Origin of the sequence: Emergencia timonensis (assembly GCF_900086585.1) — a bacterium.
Taxonomy (GTDB): domain Bacteria; phylum Bacillota; class Clostridia; order Peptostreptococcales; family Anaerovoracaceae; genus Senimuribacter; species Senimuribacter timonensis.
Genome location: NZ_FLKM01000009.1, coordinates 465525 through 481135 on the forward strand (window position 1 = coordinate 465525; position 15611 = coordinate 481135).

The window sequence follows — 15611 nt, forward strand, 5'->3', positions numbered from 1 at the left end:
CTTAAATTATGAGTAGAGATATTTACGTTGTAGCGGAACAGAGGGACGGCAGCATTGCCAAGGTGTCCTTTGAATTAATCGGAGAAGCGACGAAGCTGGCGGCAGACTTGGATCAGAAGGTCTACGCTGTTCTGATGGGAGCAGACATCAAAGGACAGTGCCAGCCGTTGATTGAAGCCGGCGCAGACGGCGTCGTCTATGTAGAAGACGAGCTGCTGAAAGAATATGTGACAGAACCTTATGCCAAGGCATTGACGGCGGTGATAAAGCAGTGTGAACCGGAAATCGTGCTCTACGGCGCAACTTCCATAGGAAGAGATCTGGCGCCTCGTGTAGCTGCCAGAATTCATACAGGCTTGACGGCAGACTGCACAAAGCTGGACATCGATCCGGAGACAAAGCTTTTGATGATGACGAGACCTGCCTTTGGCGGTAATATTATGGCAACCATCGTATGCAGAGAATACAGACCGCAGATGGCAACGGTCAGACCGGGCGTCATGCAGAGAATAGAGGCTGTTCCGGGAAAGACCGGTGAAGTAAAAGAACTGAAGGTTGCCTTCACAGATGCTGACATGAATGTGACGATCAAAGAAGTCATCAAACAGAGCCACAAGACGACGGACATCACAGAGGCAAAGGTGCTGGTTTCAGGGGGACGCGGCATCGGCAGCGCAGAGTACTACAAAACGCTGCAGGAGCTGGCTGATCTTCTCGACGGGGATATTTCTTCATCGAGGGCCAATGTAGACGCGGGCTGGATTGCCAAAGACCGCCAGGTGGGACAGACAGGAAAGACCGTAAGGCCAAATCTCTACCTGGCCTGTGGAATTTCCGGAGCCATCCAGCATATTGCAGGCATGGAGGACGCCGAGTGCGTCATTTCTATCAACAAGAATGATACAGCGGCGATTTTCGACGTTTCCGATCTGGGTATCGTAGGCGATCTGAAAGTCATCGTACCAAAGCTGATTGACGCCCTTAAGAAGTATAAAGCGGCAAATTAACCTGTGAATGACACTGCAGAGATGGTTTAGAGGTTCTGCGGCAGAAGATGTGGAGAAAGGCCGCGGCCTCTCGAGCACCAAATCTAAAATCATATGTTTAAAGTGTAAATGTCGCCTTCCAGATGGTGTGTCAGCCTTTGCATGCAGTGTGTTCAAATAAATCGCAGAAGTGATAAGAATTATCCATGCGTTTATATCCTGGACGAGGAGGGAAACCGCCGCGTCCAGGAGTTTTTGTAGGGAGGAAGAGGAATGAATTCTGTAGAAGAGAGAATCATAGAAATTTTAGATGAGGCCATCAATCCTGTTTTGGATCAGCACCTGGGGGGAGCAGAGCTGAGTTCGTTCAGCGAGGGAATTGCCTGGATTCGTTTTACGGGCAGCTGTAAAAACTGCCTCAGTGCGGAAGATACGCTGAACGGCATCGTCAAAGGCACCCTTATGACGATGATTCCAGAAATTGAAGACGTAATGATCGACGACGGCGTCAGCAAAGAACTATTGGATTTTGCCCGCAGCCTATTGGGAAAATCTTAATCCGGAAATAACTGTTTGTAACGTCGATAGAAGGTTGGCTGGCTCATCTTGAGCAGGGCAGCCGCTTTATGCGTGGAGCCGCCTTCCTCCATGGCCCTTGCAATCAAAATAGACTCCAGCTCTAATTTTGCCTCATGCATGGAGGGCAGACCTTTTACACTGATATTGCCTCCAGTGTTTGATCCAGAAACTGTATTGTCGGGATTGTCGAGTATCGTTTCATCACTGAGGACAAATTGACGTTCTATGTAGTTATTGAGTTCTCTGATATTGCCTGGCCATTCCTTGTCGAGCAAGCTGTTTAGAAACCCTTCCGTCATCACTTTATTCTCACCATATTTTTTGTTCAATGTGGACAACATTTTCTCCGCCAGAAGGGGAATATCTGACCGGCGTTCTCGCAGAGGGGGAATCTGTAAGTTAATGACGTTGAGCCGGAAGTAGAGATCCTGTCTGAATTCACCTGAGGCCGTCATGGCTTCCAAGTCTCTGTTTGTAGCGGCAATGATTCTCACATTCACTTTTCTGACCACTGTGTCGCCTACACGGGTCAGTTCCCCATCTTGCAGCACGCGCAACAGAGCGGTCTGCAATTCTAAAGGAAGTTCGCCGACCTCGTCCAGAAAAAGGGTGCCGTTATCAGCCAGTTCGAACAAACCCATTTTCCCTTTAGGACTGGCGCCGGTAAAAGCGCCAGGCGCATAACCGAAGAGTTCGGATTCTAACAGATATTTTGAGATGGCGCCGCAATTGGTTTTGACAAAAGGAGAAGCGTCATTTTGGCTGTGCCTGTGAATGTATTGCGCCACTACTTCTTTCCCCGTACCGGTTTCTCCCAGGATGAGCACGTTAGATCGCAGGCGAGAAACTTTTTTGGCCAAAGCCAGAACCTCTTTAAACTCTTCACTATTACAGATCACATTGTCACCTGCTGATTCCTCTAAGAGAGAGTTTTGCAGGAGCGCTCTTCTTTTCTTTTCAAAATGCAGTTCTTTCTGCAGGTTCACCAGCTCCGTAATATCTCTCACATTGGTAATCACTTTTACAACTTTTCCATCTTTATCGAATACGGGACTGCCCGTGATGACCACGTTTTTGTTGTTCTGGTTGGTCTGATTCAGGGTAATCGGTTTGCGGCTTCTAACCACGTCTTTTGTCAAAGTGACAGAAAGAACCCCGTCCCGCACTAAATCGTCCATATAGCTGTTCAGAAGAATGTTTCTGCTGATACCTGAAATTCGCTCATAAGCATCATTGAGGAAGATGGTCTTGCCCTTGGCGTCGGTAACGTAAATCCCATCATAGGCCGAATCCAGCAGTCCTTTGAACATAGCGTCACTATTTTGATCAGAAATATGCATATAGAGATAGCCGACCACATGATTGTCCGGCATCAACGCTTTTTTCTGCCAGTGTAAAGCGTTTTGCGGCAGGGGGCTGCTATAGATTTGTTTCGGTTCTTGATCTTCTGCCTGGGAAAGCACCTGGGAACCGCAGTGATTAGCAAAGAGCACCTTGTTTTCGCAGTCTGTAATTACTACGGCCAGGGGGAGGCAGTTCAGTATTTTTTTGATAAAGTCAATGGGGGCAGATGCTCCAGTCGATCCGATTAGCTGCTCTAAATTTTTCATCGATGCAGAATCCTTTACTTTGTCAGATTGGGAAATAAATTAACTTTATTATAGTAAACCGACGAAGAAATGTCAACTTGCCCATGGTTCTTAAACCATGTTGACTGAAGCGCCAGATGTATGGAAGGAAGCATATCATAGTGAGGCAGCTTTACTCGTCATTTTACAAAAATAGCCGAAAGCACCTAACAATGTGCCCACCGCAAAGGGAGTTCAGCCTGTGACAATGGCTGTAAACGTTGAAACTTCGTCACGACTTTTGTTCTTCCCACTATGCGAGCCAGTTTTGTTAGGCGCTTTTGAACGTTTTTGGTCCAATAGAGGGTAACGCGTTGGCGATAGCAAATAAAAAATCTTGATTGACCTCTTTGTAAAAAATATGATCAAACCACTGGTTTTTGGCTGCAAAACGTAGTACAATGGTTTTAGCACAAGGAGGAACAAACATGGACTATAGAATCGCTTTGAAACAACTCATTGAGGAATATCGGGACGGAATCATGGAAATATATCAGGTGACGACGACTGCCGCCATGAAGGACGCAAAAAAGCTGGGGTTATTTAAGAAGAGAAAATTCGGCGATTATATCGAAAACTTTCGAAGCCATATGGAAGCTGCCCGAGCGCTGAACGTCGATGCCATCGAAATACCTGAGACGGACGAAGAATCCAGGACATTGGCCGACCTATTAAAAAAGAGCATTCAATCCTTCTGTCTGCTGTGTGATCTCAGCGTAGAGTTTTATGAAATGGCAGAGAAAAAACAATATAAAGACAGTGGCATCAGCGTAGAGCAGTATACCAAAGCCCTAGGGCAGATGCAGAGGGTTCTCATGCGCTCTCTCGAGGATCTGAATACCTTAGGACAAGCATATGGAGAGTATCATACTGACGATCTTGCCGATTAATATGGAGATGATTAAGCTTCCCAGCCAAATCAAACAGGCCTTGGGGAGCTTTTGTTGTTTGATCAAGAGAATACTGGAATTGAAGCAGGGAACGGAGAATGTCATAATCATAAGCATGACGATCAGCTGCACCGCGTCGAAGGTTCCTTTGCCGGCAAGGGATAATAGTGTTGCAGAACCGAAGTCACGTTTGAGAATGTTGAGCACGAAGAGGCTGGCCGCTTCTTTTGGCAGATGGAGAAACCCTTCCATAAAAGGGCCAAAGGCCTCTGATATGAAATCCAGAATACCGAAATGGGCGGCTATGCTGATGATGATGCTGCCGCCGCAAAAGGGCAATGCGGTTTCCGCCACAGATAAAAACGCTTCTTTGACAATACGAAACAGATTAAAAGAAGACGTATCATTGGATATTTTGACTAATCCCTCATTTAACGGATATATCCGGGAAATGAGAAAATAGATGGCGGCCATAAAAGCAAAACAAAAAAACAGATAGACTAGAAAGACGCGCAGGGTAACCATGGCGGCAAAGGTTGCGATGATGGCCAACTGGGAGGAACAGGGAATGACTAGGATTAACAGCCAGATCATACGCGTCCTCATGGGAGGACTTTTCACGTAATCTAAAGATGCCAGGGCCACAGTGGTGCAGCCCAGACCGATGAAGCCGTAAAAAAACTGATTGATCAGAGGACTCGTTTTTTGTAAAAATGGAATTTTAGGTAATATTTGTCCAAAAACTCCTAAGAATACCATAATAGGAAAAAGTACCAGAAACAGATACCTGGGAGTCAGGGTCAGGAGACCGAAGTCACCGAATAAGATTACGTGCAAAAGAGTTGTAATATTGTTCATTTCTCCTTTTTAATCCTTTCAAAGAATGGTATACTATATGTGTATGTTTAAAAATAGATTTCATGAAAGAAAGAGGTACATCGGGTGGGAGCAATTGAAATCATCATGGTAATACTATCTGGTCTGACTCTAGTGATGCTGTTTTTCGTCTACAGCAGATTTTCTGCCGTACAGAGGGAGATGAAAGAATCCAGAGTGGAGACAATTCAATACATAAATAGTTCCTTTAAAAACTTCGGAGATATGGTCTCGGGCAATCAAAAAGAAATTACCCAGATGCAGGACAGGCGGCTTTATGAGCTGAACGAAAAATTTAACCATATGTCTTTGGAGAATGAACAGAAATTGGAGAATATCCGCTTCACCATGTCTAAGAAAATTGGAGAACTGACGGAGGACAATAACCGGCAGCTAGAACAAATGCGGCAGACGGTTGATGAAAAGCTGCAGAAGACTTTGGAAGACCGCATCGGACAATCCTTTCAGATGGTCAGCGAAAGACTGGAACAGGTATACAAAGGCCTGGGCGAAATGCAGACCCTTGCGGCAGGGGTAGGAGATTTAAAAAAGGTCCTTTCCAACGTAAAAACCAGAGGAATTCTAGGCGAAATTCAGTTGGGAGCCATACTGGAGCAGATTTTATCCCCCGATCAATACGAAGAAAACGTCACTACCAAGAGTACGGGCGCAGAGCGGGTCGAATATGCCGTCAAGCTGCCGGGAGAGGACGATAAGTTTGTGTATCTGCCCATTGACGCTAAATTTCCAGCAGATGCCTATTCTAAATTGGAGGACGCTTACGATACAGGAGATACAGCAGCAATCGAGGCAGCGGGCAAAAACCTGGAGCGTGTAATCAAGTCTGAAGCAAAAGATATCAAAGAGAAATATATTGAACCGCCAAGTACGACAGATTTTGGCATCATGTTCCTGCCCTTCGAAGGTCTGTACGCAGAGGTGGTCAGGCGAGGGCTGGTAGAAGTACTGCAGCGTGACTATAAAGTCAACATCGCAGGTCCTACGACCATGGCTGCCTTGCTGAACAGCTTACAGATGGGTTTTAAAACCCTGGCCATACAGAAACATTCCAGCGAGGTCTGGGATATTCTGGGCGCTGTAAAAAATGAATTCGGCAAATTTGAAGACGTTTTAACGGCGGCACAGAAAAAACTCAACCAGGCTAATGACGACCTGGATAAGCTGGTGGGAACCAGATCGAGAATGATTAGAAGCAAGCTTCGCAAAGTAACGACACTTACAGATGAAGACTCATCTGCATTACTTGAGTTAGAGGAGAAATAAACCTTGAGAATTTATGCAATAGGCGATTTGCATCTGTCCTTCGATGAAAGGATAGAAAAACCCATGGACATCTTTGGTCCCAGATGGGTCAATCACCACGAAAGAGTAAAAGAAAAATGGGAGAGCCTTGTGGGACCAGAAGACGTGGTCATCATACCTGGCGATGTTTCCTGGGGCCTGCGTCAGGAAGAGGCCATCGCAGATTTGGATTGGATTCACAATCTGCCGGGCAGAAAAGTAATCACCAAAGGCAATCACGACCTATGGTGGACTTCGGTCACGAAGCTGAATCGGTTATACGATGACATGAACTTTCTGCAGAACCACTGCTATCTGGTAGACGAAAACATTGCCATCTGCGGAACCAGAGGCTGGATTTGCCCTGGTATGGAAGGCTTTGACGAACACGACCAGAAGATCTACAACAGAGAGCTGCTGCGGCTTGAGTTTTCACTGAAAGAAGCGAAGAGCAGCGGCGCCAAGACCATCATAGCGGCGCTTCATTATCCGCCGACCAACGACAAGATGCAGGGGTCGGGTTTTACTGAGATGCTGACAGAATACGGTGTAAAACTGTGTGTATACGGACATTTGCACGGCAAAGATGCTTTTAAAAATGGAATTAAAGGCATCCTGAACCGCGTAGAATATAAATTGGTTTCCCTCGATTACCTCGAAGGGCAGCCGGAACTAATATTTGATCGAAACGAAAATAAAGGTGGGTGAGCAAAATGAAAAGGGTAGTATTGATCGTAATGGACAGTATGGGGGTTGGAGCGCTGCCTGACGCCGAGAAGTATGGAGACAAGGGTGCGGACACCTTTGGTCACATTGTTTTAGAGAACAGTAATTTTGAGATTCCTAATTTGCGGGAACTGGGTCTGGGAAATATTCCAGGCGTAGCGGATGGGAAACTGAAAATAGACGAGCCAGTGGGAGACTTTGGAAAGATCAAAGAGCTTTCAATTGGAAAAGATACCATAACTGGCCATTGGGAAATCACAGGACTGGAGACGAAGACGCCGTTTAAAACCTATCCCGACGGTTTTCCAAAGGAATTCATGGAAGCTTTTGAAAAGAAAATTGGCGTAGGCTGCCTGGGCAATTATCCTGCCTCTGGCACCGAAATTATTGAAGAACTGGGGCCAGAACACGAGAAGACCGGTAAACCCATCGTCTATACTTCTGCCGACAGCGTCTTCCAGATTGCAGCCAATACCGACGTGATCCCTCTGGGAAGACTGTACGAAATCTGCGAGGCGGCCAGAAAACTTTTGGTGGGCGACTGGGCCTGCGGCAGAGTTATCGCCAGACCCTATATCATGGAGAATGGCAAGAGGGTCAGAACCTCTGACCGGAAAGATTACGCTGTGTCACCGAGTGGAGAAACCCTTTTGGACAAGGTGAAGAAAACGGGGAAGACCGTATATGCGATTGGCAAGATCAGCGATATTTTCAACGGACAGGGCGTAACCCAGGCGGTGCACACAGATAACAACATGGACGGTGTGAACAAGACTATCACAGCCTTAAAACAGCGGTTTGAAGGTTTTATTTTTACGAATCTGGTGGATTTCGATTCTAAATTCGGCCACAGAAGAGATCCCATCGGATACGGTCAGGCAATTATGGAATTCGACCACAAACTGCCAGAAATTATCATGGCCATGGAGGATGACGACCTGCTGATGATCTGTGCAGACCACGGCAATGACCCCGTCCACAGCGGCTGGGACCATACCAGAGAGTACGTGCCGATTTTGGTATGGGGAAAGAAGATCAAAGCGGGTATGGATTTAGGCGTTCGCAGTTCCTTTGCCGATATCGGGGCCACCATTGCAGAGTATCTGGACGCAGAGCCTACGCACATCGGGGAGAGCTTTTTAAAGGAGATTTTTTAGAAATGAATATGAATGATATCATTTTAAAAAAGAGGGATGGCGGTAAGCTGACACAGGCAGAAATTCAGTACTTTGTCAAAGGATATGTAGCGGAGGAGATTCCGGACTATCAGGCATCCGCCCTTCTGATGGCAATCTATTTTCAGAAGATGGATAAAGAAGAAACCTTCGAGCTGACTAACGCGATGAGATATTCTGGAGATAATATCGATTTATCCGGCATCAAAGGGATCAAAGTAGATAAACATTCTACGGGCGGCGTAGGGGATAAGACCACTTTGATCGTGGCGCCCCTGGCGGCCGCCTGCGGTGTTCCTATCGCAAAGATGAGCGGCCGCGGTCTCGGCTTTACTGGCGGGACGGGAGATAAGCTGGAAGCCATACCCGGCTTCCAGACAGCACTGGAGGCTGGGCAATTTCTCTCTCAGGTCAATGAAATCGGCATTTCTGTCATCGGACAGACAGCCCATATCACGCCGGCCGATAAAAAACTCTACGCTCTGCGTGATGTGACGGGAACTGTAGAGAATCTCAGCTTAATTGCCGCCAGCATCATGAGTAAAAAGCTGGCAGCCGGCAGTGACGCCATCGTCTTAGACGTAAAATGCGGCAACGGAGCCTTCATGGACAATCTGGCGGACGCAGCGGCCTTAGGCAGGATGATGTGCGAAATCGGCGTTGCGGCCGGCAGGCGGACTGTGGCGGCGATTACAGATATGAGTCAGCCTCTGGGCCAGGCGGTGGGCAACAGCCTGGAGGTCATCGAGGCCATCGAGACCCTGAAAGGGAACGGACCAGAGGATATTACGGAACTATCTTTACGCCTTGCCGGAATCATGATCTACCTGGGAGGAAGGGTGAAAACCCATGCAGAAGGACAGATCATGGCTCAGCAGGCGCTGGTCAGCGGCGCGGGGCTTGAAAAACTGAAGAGTTTTATTGCAAAGCAGGGCGGCGATACGGCAGTGGTTGATGATTACAGCCGTTTCCCACGTGCATCAGTAAAAAAAGATATCGTAGCCTGGGAAAGCGGTTTTGTTCACGGTATCAGCGCAAAGTCCATCGGTCTGGCGTCACAGCATACTGGCGCAGGCAGAGCGACGAAGGAAGACGCCGTCGATTTAGCAGCGGGTATCTATATACATAAGAAAGTAGGCGACCGTGTCTATAAAGGAGAATCCCTTGCAACTGTCTACGGCAACAATAAGAATAAAGTAGCCAATGCAGAAAAAGAAGCGGCCAAGGCCTTCTCAATCAACAGAGAAAAACCAGATCGACCAGAAATGATGAAAGAAATATTAGGACTATAACAGGTGAAATCAGGTGTGTGAATGAATTACGATGAAGTGAAAGAAAAGGTACTAGTTGTAGATGACAATGGCATCAATCGGGCAATCTTGTCAAAGATTCTCTCTGGGCAGTATGAAATTGTTGAGGCCGAAAATGGAAAAGACGCATTAAAGAAGATGGAAGCGCATCATGATATCATGGCGGTTCTGCTGGACCTGCGCATGCCAGTGATGGACGGATATGAGTTTCTGCGCGTGGTGCGGATGGAGTGTCACAACGATACCTTGCCCATCATCGCCATCACTGCGATGGAGGGAGATTCTTCCGAAATACAGGCCTTGAATCTGGGCGCCGATGATTACCTGGTGAAACCGGTGGTGCCGAGTGTTGTGCGCAAAAGACTAGAAAATGCAATCCGACTGCAAAAGGCGCTGAAACAGGCAAGCCACGATCTGATGACCAATCTTTTAAACCGCAGTGCATTCATGGACAAAGTAGAAAGCATGCTGTACAAAGCAGAACGAGATGTTAAGTGTGCATTTTTTGTCATAGACCTGGACAATTTCAAAAAAGCTAACGATACCCTTGGGCATACATACGGCGATCATATTTTAATCGATTTCAGCCGTGAACTCATAGAGATGGGCAGCAAAAATTTGATTGCAGGCAGACTGGGCGGAGACGAGTTTGCTTTATTTCTATACGATTATCAAGAGGAGGAAGAGGTGAGCCGTACTGCCAAGGCTTGTCTTGACAGCATGGCGTCACTTCACGCCTCTAAATTAAACGCCGCTCCGACCTGCTCGGTGGGAATTTCCCTGTTCCCGCAGGACGGACACGATATGAACAAATTATATTACATGGCGGACCAGGCTTTATATGAATCCAAGGGGCTGGGGAAAAATCGCTATACCTTCTACGGATCGGGCAAAACGGTGGAAGAAAAGTCTTCCAGAGACAGCAGGGAATGGATATTGGATGAGATGGATTCCTACATCTATATATGCGATGCTATAACCCACGAAGTGTATTATGCCAATGCAAAGGCTTTGAACCTGCTGACGGCAGCGAAGCCGGAAGATCCGCGATGCTTCTGTTATTTGTTGGGACTGAGCGAGAAGGGGTTCTTTTTCTGCAGCGAGATGGATTTAAAACCGAAGACTTCCACTGATATCATTGTCAACAGCAGGAAACTGGGCAGAGATATGTTTTATAGGGGTAAGTTAATCAATTGGGACGGCCGTCTGGCTAGGATGGCTATCGTCAGTGAAATAAAGGATGCCTAATGGTCATCCTTTTCTTTTTGCGCCGACAATTCTTCCATATAACCAGCGGTAATGACGCCTGCGGGAAGGGCGATAATGGCGATGCCTACGATGGCAGATAAGATGGTAATCACCCTGCCCATGGTCGTGACGGGATAGATATCCCCGTACCCTACAGTAGACAGAGAAATCACGGCCCAGTAGACCGCTTCAAAGAAATTGTGGAAGGTCTCAGGCTCTACATTAAATATGATTAGAGCGCAGATAAACACGTAGGACATGGCCAGTCCGAAAACAAAAACCAAAGCGTCTTTTTGATTGCGGAACACGTTGAGCAGGATGGTGACATTTTTTGAATAGCGGAACAGCTTGACCACCCGAAAGACCTGCATGGTGCGGAAGAGACGGAAAAGGCGGAAAATCTTCAGTCCGTTGTGCATGAAAATAACCAGTGACGGCAGGATGGAAATCAAATCCACAATGGCCATGGGCGTAAAAGGATAGAGAAAAAAAGCCTTTTTACCGTGCTTTCCCAATAAAAAATCTGCTACGAGAAATCGTAACACATAGTCGATGATGAAGATTGCGGCACAGATTTTGTCAACGTAGTAGAGAAAAAGAGTATCATTTTTAACCAGCAGCGGCATTAAACTGGCAAAAATCGTAAAGACCATACATATATCGTAACCTTTGGCATATACTGAAGCATCGCCCCCTGCACTGACCAAATCATAAATTTTAACTCTCAAATTTTTCATATCTCACGCTCCGCTTTGATTCTAACATAATTATTTAATTATGAAAAGCTTTCTATACACCATCACAGAAATACAATTTTGGTACAATTATACAAAAAATATTGACAAACAAACTGTAAACAATTATACTTGTATACAAGAGATTATAGTACGTTATTGCGCTAAAGAACAGTAGTGGAATTGGGAGGTAATAATATGCTGGAAATATCTAAGAAGTCGAACTTGCTGGAGCAAGGTACATATAAGTACAGCCTGCAGGATATCAAGGAACCGAATCTTTACAGGGACATGTACAACTACGACGAAGTGCCGAAGGTCGTATTCAACCAGAGACGCGTGCCGATGAACATGCCGGAAGATATCTGGATTACGGATACTTCGTTCAGAGACGGCCAGCAGTCCATGGCGCCTTACACGGTGAAACAGATCGTGGATTTATATAAACTGCTATCCAAATTAGGAGGGCCTTATGGACTGATCAGACAGTCTGAATTTTTTATTTACACGAAAAAAGACAGAGAGGCTGTTGAGAAGTGTATGGAACTGGGACTCAGGTTCCCCGAAATCACTACTTGGATCAGAGCAAAGAAGGAAGACTTTCTGCTGGTCAAGGAACTGGGCATCAAAGAGACTGGAGTCCTGGTATCCTGCAGCGACTACCATATTTTTAAGAAGATGCAGATGACGAGAAGACAGGCTGTCGACTATTACTTAGAGACTATCAAAGATGCCTTTGATGCTGGAGTCGTACCTAGATGCCACCTGGAGGACATTACGAGAGCCGATTTCTACGGTTTCGTCGTGCCTTTCGTCAACGAAATCATGCAGTTATCAAAAGAGGCTGGCATTCCGATTAAAATCAGAGCCTGCGACACCATGGGCTACGGCGTGCCGTATACAGAGGCAGCCCTGCCGCGCAGCGTATCGGGCATCATCTACGGCCTGCAGCAGTATTCCAACGTGCCGAGCGAAATGCTGGAATGGCACGGCCACAACGATTTCTACAAAGCAGTGGCCAATGCTTCTACCGCCTGGCTGTACGGTGCATGTGCAGTAAACTGCTCCCTGCTTGGTATCGGGGAGAGGACCGGCAACGTGCCTCTGGAAGCCATGGTATTTGAATATGCTTCCTTGCGGGGTTCCATGGATGGTATGGACCCGACAGTCATCACGGAGATTGCCAGATATTTCAGAGACGAGATGGGTTACGACATCCCTCCGCAGACACCGTTTGTGGGCGAAAACTTCAACGTCACAAGAGCTGGTATCCACGCTGACGGCTTGATGAAGGATGAGGAAATCTACAACATCTTCAACACGAAAAAGCTTTTGGGCAGAACGCCAGGTGTGGCGGTCAGCAAGACCAGCGGCCTTGCAGGCATCGCTTACTGGCTCAACGAGCATTATGGTCTGACAGACGAGAAGAAGGTGACCAAGGACAGTCCTCTGGTCGTTAAGTTAAAGGAGTGGGTGGACGAGATGTACGCCGACGATCGTACCACCAGCTTGTCCAATAAGGAGCTTGAGGATAAAATCAAGGAGTTAACCAAAAGTGAGGAGTAAAGGAGTAGAGAGATGATAGAATACAAGTCAGTATCCCTGGCAAACCAGGTTTATGATACGTTAGAATACAATATTTTGAGCGGAAAATACGCTTATGGGGAGATCATCAGCGAGACCAGGCTTTCTGAGGAACTGGGCGTCAGCCGTACGCCGATCAGAGAAGCCATGTCCAGACTTGCTCACGAAAAACTGATCAAAGATTCGCCTAACGGCACTGTCGTAGTAGGCGTAACAGAAAATGACGTCCGCGACCTCTTTGAGGTAAAGCGGAGAATCGAAGTCATCGCCACGAGAAGAGCGGCAGAAAATATCAGTGAAGAAGGATTGCAGCAGCTGAAAGAGAACATTGACCAGCAGGAGTTCTTTGCGCAGAAGGACGATGCCGTAAAGGTGCGGGACTTGGATACGGAGTTTCACGATATCATCTACAGAGAATGCGGAAGCATCATCTTAGAAGGCATCCTCTCGCCGATTCATCACAAGATGATGAAATACAGACGGGTATCTTTGGAGAGGGCGCACAGAATCATGGACTCCGTAGCGGAGCACAGAGCCATTTACGACGCCATCGCTGCAAAGGATGGCGATAAAGTAGATACCTTGGTACTGGTACATATCGACCACGCATACAACAATATCATGGAGGTAAACAATCAATATGGGACTAACAATAGCACAAAAGATAATTAAGGAACACTTGATCAGCGGAGAGATGACAGTGGGCAGCGAAATCGCCCTGCGCATCGACCAGACCCTGACGCAGGACGCTACAGGCACCATGGCATATCTGGAATTTGAAACCATGGGTATTCCAAGGGTCAGGACGGAACTCTCTGTTGCATACATAGATCACAACACGCTGCAGTCAGGATTTGAAAATGCCGATGACCATCGGTTCATCCAGTCTATGGCGAAGAAATATGGCCTGTATTTTTCAAGACCGGGAAACGGCATCTGTCACCAGGTCCACCTGGAACGCTTCGGCAAGCCGGGCAAGACTTTGATCGGCTCCGACAGCCATACGCCGACAGGCGGCGGCATCGGCATGCTGGCCATGGGTGCAGGCGGCCTTGATGTCGCGGTTGCCATGGGCGGCGGCGCTTACTATATCACCATGCCGAAGATGTACAAGGTGAACTTGACCGGAAAGCTCCGCGATTTTGTGACGGCAAAGGACGTCAGTCTGGAAATCCTGCGGATTCTCTCTGTCAAAGGCGGTGTGGGCGCCATCATCGAATGGGGCGGTCCGGGCGTTGCAACCCTTTCCGTGCCTGAGAGGGCGACCATCACCAATATGGGAACGGAGCTGGGTGCAACCACCTCCATCTTCCCGTCTGACGAAGTGACCCGCGCCTTCCTGGAAGCGGAGGGAAGAGGCGAGGATTACAGAGAGCTTGCAAGTGACGACGACGCGGTTTACGACAAGGTCATCGACATCGACCTGTCTTCTCTGAAGCCGATGATCGCGTGCCCCCACAGTCCGGACAATGTAGTAGAGGTGGAATCGCTCAAAGGAACCAAGGTGGACCAGGTCTGCATCGGCTCCTGCACCAACTCATCCCTGTTCGATATGCTGAAAGTGGCGGCTCTGCTCAAAGGAAAGACCATCAAGCCGGAGGTCAGCCTGTCCATTTCGCCGGGCTCCAAGCAGGTTCTGTCTATGCTGGCGGACTGCGGCGCCCTGTCGGATATTCTGGCAAGCGGCGCAAGAGTTTTGGAATGTGCCTGCGGCCCTTGCATCGGCATGGGCTTCTCACCCAACTCAGGCGGCGTATCCCTTCGTACCTTTAACAGAAACTTTGAAGGCAGAAGCGGTACCGCTGACGGACAGGTTTACCTGGTGTCTCCGGAGACTGCTGTCGCTGCTGCGCTGACCGGCGAAATCACAGATCCGTGTCTGCTTGGAACCATGCCGGAGGTCACCGTGCCGGAAGCCTTCAAGATCGACGACAGCGCCCTGATACCACCTGCTTCTCCGGAAGAGGCTGAAAAACTTGCGATCTTACGCGGACCGAACATCAAAGCCTTCCCGGACAGCAAACCGCAGGAAGACGTTCTGGAAGCGCCGCTGGTGCTCAAGGTCGGCGATAACATCACCACAGACCATATCATGCCGGCAGGCTCCAAGATTCTGCCGTACAGATCCAATATTCCGCACCTGTCACAGTTCTGCTTCGCCGTCTGTGACGAGACCTTCCCGGAGAGAGCAAAGGCTGCCGGAACGAGTATCATCGTAGGAGGCAACAACTACGGACAGGGGTCTTCCAGAGAACATGCAGCGCTGGTACCGCTGTATCTGGGTGTGAGAGCCGTAGTGACCAAGAGCTTTGCCAGGATTCACGTTGCCAACCTGATCAATGCAGGCATCATGCCGCTGACCTTCAAAAATCCAGACGATTACGACAAGGTGAACCAGGGCGACCAGTTGAAGCTGACGGACATCTATGCAGGTATGGACAGCGGCGAGATGACCCTGACCGACGTGACCACAGGCGAAAGCTTTGCGCTGGTGTGCAGCTTTACGGACAGACAGAAAGAAATACTCAAGGCGGGAAGCCTTTTGAAATACGTAGCAAAAGAGGGAAAGTAAG

14 protein-coding genes are annotated in these 15611 nt (G+C 47.9%); 11 read left to right on the top strand and 3 right to left on the bottom strand.

The window, feature by feature from the left end; translation table 11 throughout:
- Nucleotides 1-8 precede the first annotated feature (8 nt).
- Together BN6539_RS13135 and BN6539_RS13140 are read left to right on the top strand one after the other, a co-directional pair.
- Nucleotides 9-1007, top strand: coding sequence for an electron transfer flavoprotein subunit alpha/FixB family protein (locus BN6539_RS13135; protein WP_067539387.1), 999 nt, complete (start codon nt 9-11; stop codon nt 1005-1007).
- Between the two features lie 252 nt (nt 1008-1259).
- A complete protein-coding gene (locus BN6539_RS13140) occupies nt 1260-1544 on the top strand; it encodes a NifU family protein (protein ID WP_067539390.1) in 285 nt (94 codons plus the stop codon).
- On the opposite strand, the gene BN6539_RS13145 is transcribed toward BN6539_RS13140, so the two are convergent.
- Nucleotides 1541-3175 carry a sigma-54 interaction domain-containing protein gene (locus BN6539_RS13145; protein WP_082907515.1) on the bottom strand — a complete coding sequence of 545 codons (1635 nt, stop codon included), beginning with the start codon at nt 3173-3175 and terminating at the stop codon, nt 1541-1543. The genes BN6539_RS13140 and BN6539_RS13145 overlap by 4 nt on opposite strands.
- Before the next feature lie 446 nt (nt 3176-3621).
- Here BN6539_RS13145 and BN6539_RS13150 point away from each other — a divergent pair, with 446 nt between their 5' ends.
- On the top strand, nt 3622-4083 hold the full coding sequence (locus BN6539_RS13150; RefSeq protein ID WP_067539392.1) for a hypothetical protein: 462 nt from the start codon (nt 3622-3624) through the stop codon (nt 4081-4083).
- Here BN6539_RS13150 and BN6539_RS13155 read toward each other — a convergent pair.
- Entirely contained in the window at nt 4036-4941 is a 906-nt protein-coding gene (locus BN6539_RS13155; RefSeq protein WP_067539394.1) for a nucleoside recognition domain-containing protein, read from the bottom strand. The genes BN6539_RS13150 and BN6539_RS13155 overlap by 48 nt on opposite strands.
- Nucleotides 4942-5025: 84 nt before the next feature.
- Between BN6539_RS13155 and BN6539_RS13160 the strand changes: the two genes are divergently transcribed.
- The 5 genes from BN6539_RS13160 to BN6539_RS13180 are packed head-to-tail and all read left to right on the top strand — an operon-like array spanning nt 5026 to nt 10720.
- A complete protein-coding gene (locus BN6539_RS13160) occupies nt 5026-6243 on the top strand; it encodes a DNA recombination protein RmuC (RefSeq protein ID WP_227142639.1) in 1218 nt (405 codons plus the stop codon).
- Nucleotides 6244-6246: 3 nt separating this feature from the next.
- Nucleotides 6247-6969, top strand: coding sequence for a metallophosphoesterase (locus BN6539_RS13165; protein WP_067539397.1), 723 nt, complete (start codon nt 6247-6249; stop codon nt 6967-6969).
- Nucleotides 6970-6974: 5 nt separating this feature from the next.
- Nucleotides 6975-8144 (top strand): phosphopentomutase, encoded by a 1170-nt coding sequence (locus BN6539_RS13170; RefSeq protein WP_067539400.1) that lies wholly within the window; start codon nt 6975-6977, stop codon nt 8142-8144.
- A 2-nt stretch (nt 8145-8146) separates the two neighbouring features.
- A complete protein-coding gene (locus tag BN6539_RS13175) occupies nt 8147-9454 on the top strand; it encodes a pyrimidine-nucleoside phosphorylase (RefSeq protein WP_067539403.1) in 1308 nt (435 codons plus the stop codon).
- A gap of 21 nt (nt 9455-9475) precedes the next feature.
- Nucleotides 9476-10720, top strand: a complete 1245-nt coding sequence (locus tag BN6539_RS13180) for a two-component system response regulator (protein WP_067539406.1) — start codon at nt 9476-9478, stop codon at nt 10718-10720.
- Here the strand turns inward: BN6539_RS13180 and BN6539_RS13185 are convergent.
- Entirely contained in the window at nt 10717-11457 is a 741-nt protein-coding gene (locus BN6539_RS13185; RefSeq protein WP_082907516.1) for an ion transporter, read from the bottom strand. The two genes, BN6539_RS13180 and BN6539_RS13185, sit on opposite strands and share 4 nt — an antisense overlap.
- 195 nt (nt 11458-11652) lie before the next feature.
- Between BN6539_RS13185 and BN6539_RS13190 the strand changes: the two genes are divergently transcribed.
- Genes BN6539_RS13190 through BN6539_RS13200 form a run of 3 tightly spaced genes read left to right on the top strand, consistent with a single transcriptional unit; the run spans nt 11653 to nt 15610 of the window.
- A complete protein-coding gene (locus tag BN6539_RS13190) occupies nt 11653-13020 on the top strand; it encodes a 2-isopropylmalate synthase (protein WP_067539409.1) in 1368 nt (455 codons plus the stop codon).
- 12 nt (nt 13021-13032) lie between these two features.
- On the top strand, nt 13033-13710 hold the full coding sequence (locus tag BN6539_RS13195; RefSeq protein WP_067539412.1) for a GntR family transcriptional regulator: 678 nt from the start codon (nt 13033-13035) through the stop codon (nt 13708-13710).
- Nucleotides 13679-15610, top strand: coding sequence for an aconitate hydratase (locus tag BN6539_RS13200; protein ID WP_067539415.1), 1932 nt, complete (start codon nt 13679-13681; stop codon nt 15608-15610). The genes BN6539_RS13195 and BN6539_RS13200 overlap by 32 nt, the downstream gene beginning before the upstream one ends.
- Nucleotide 15611: the final 1 nt, after the last annotated feature.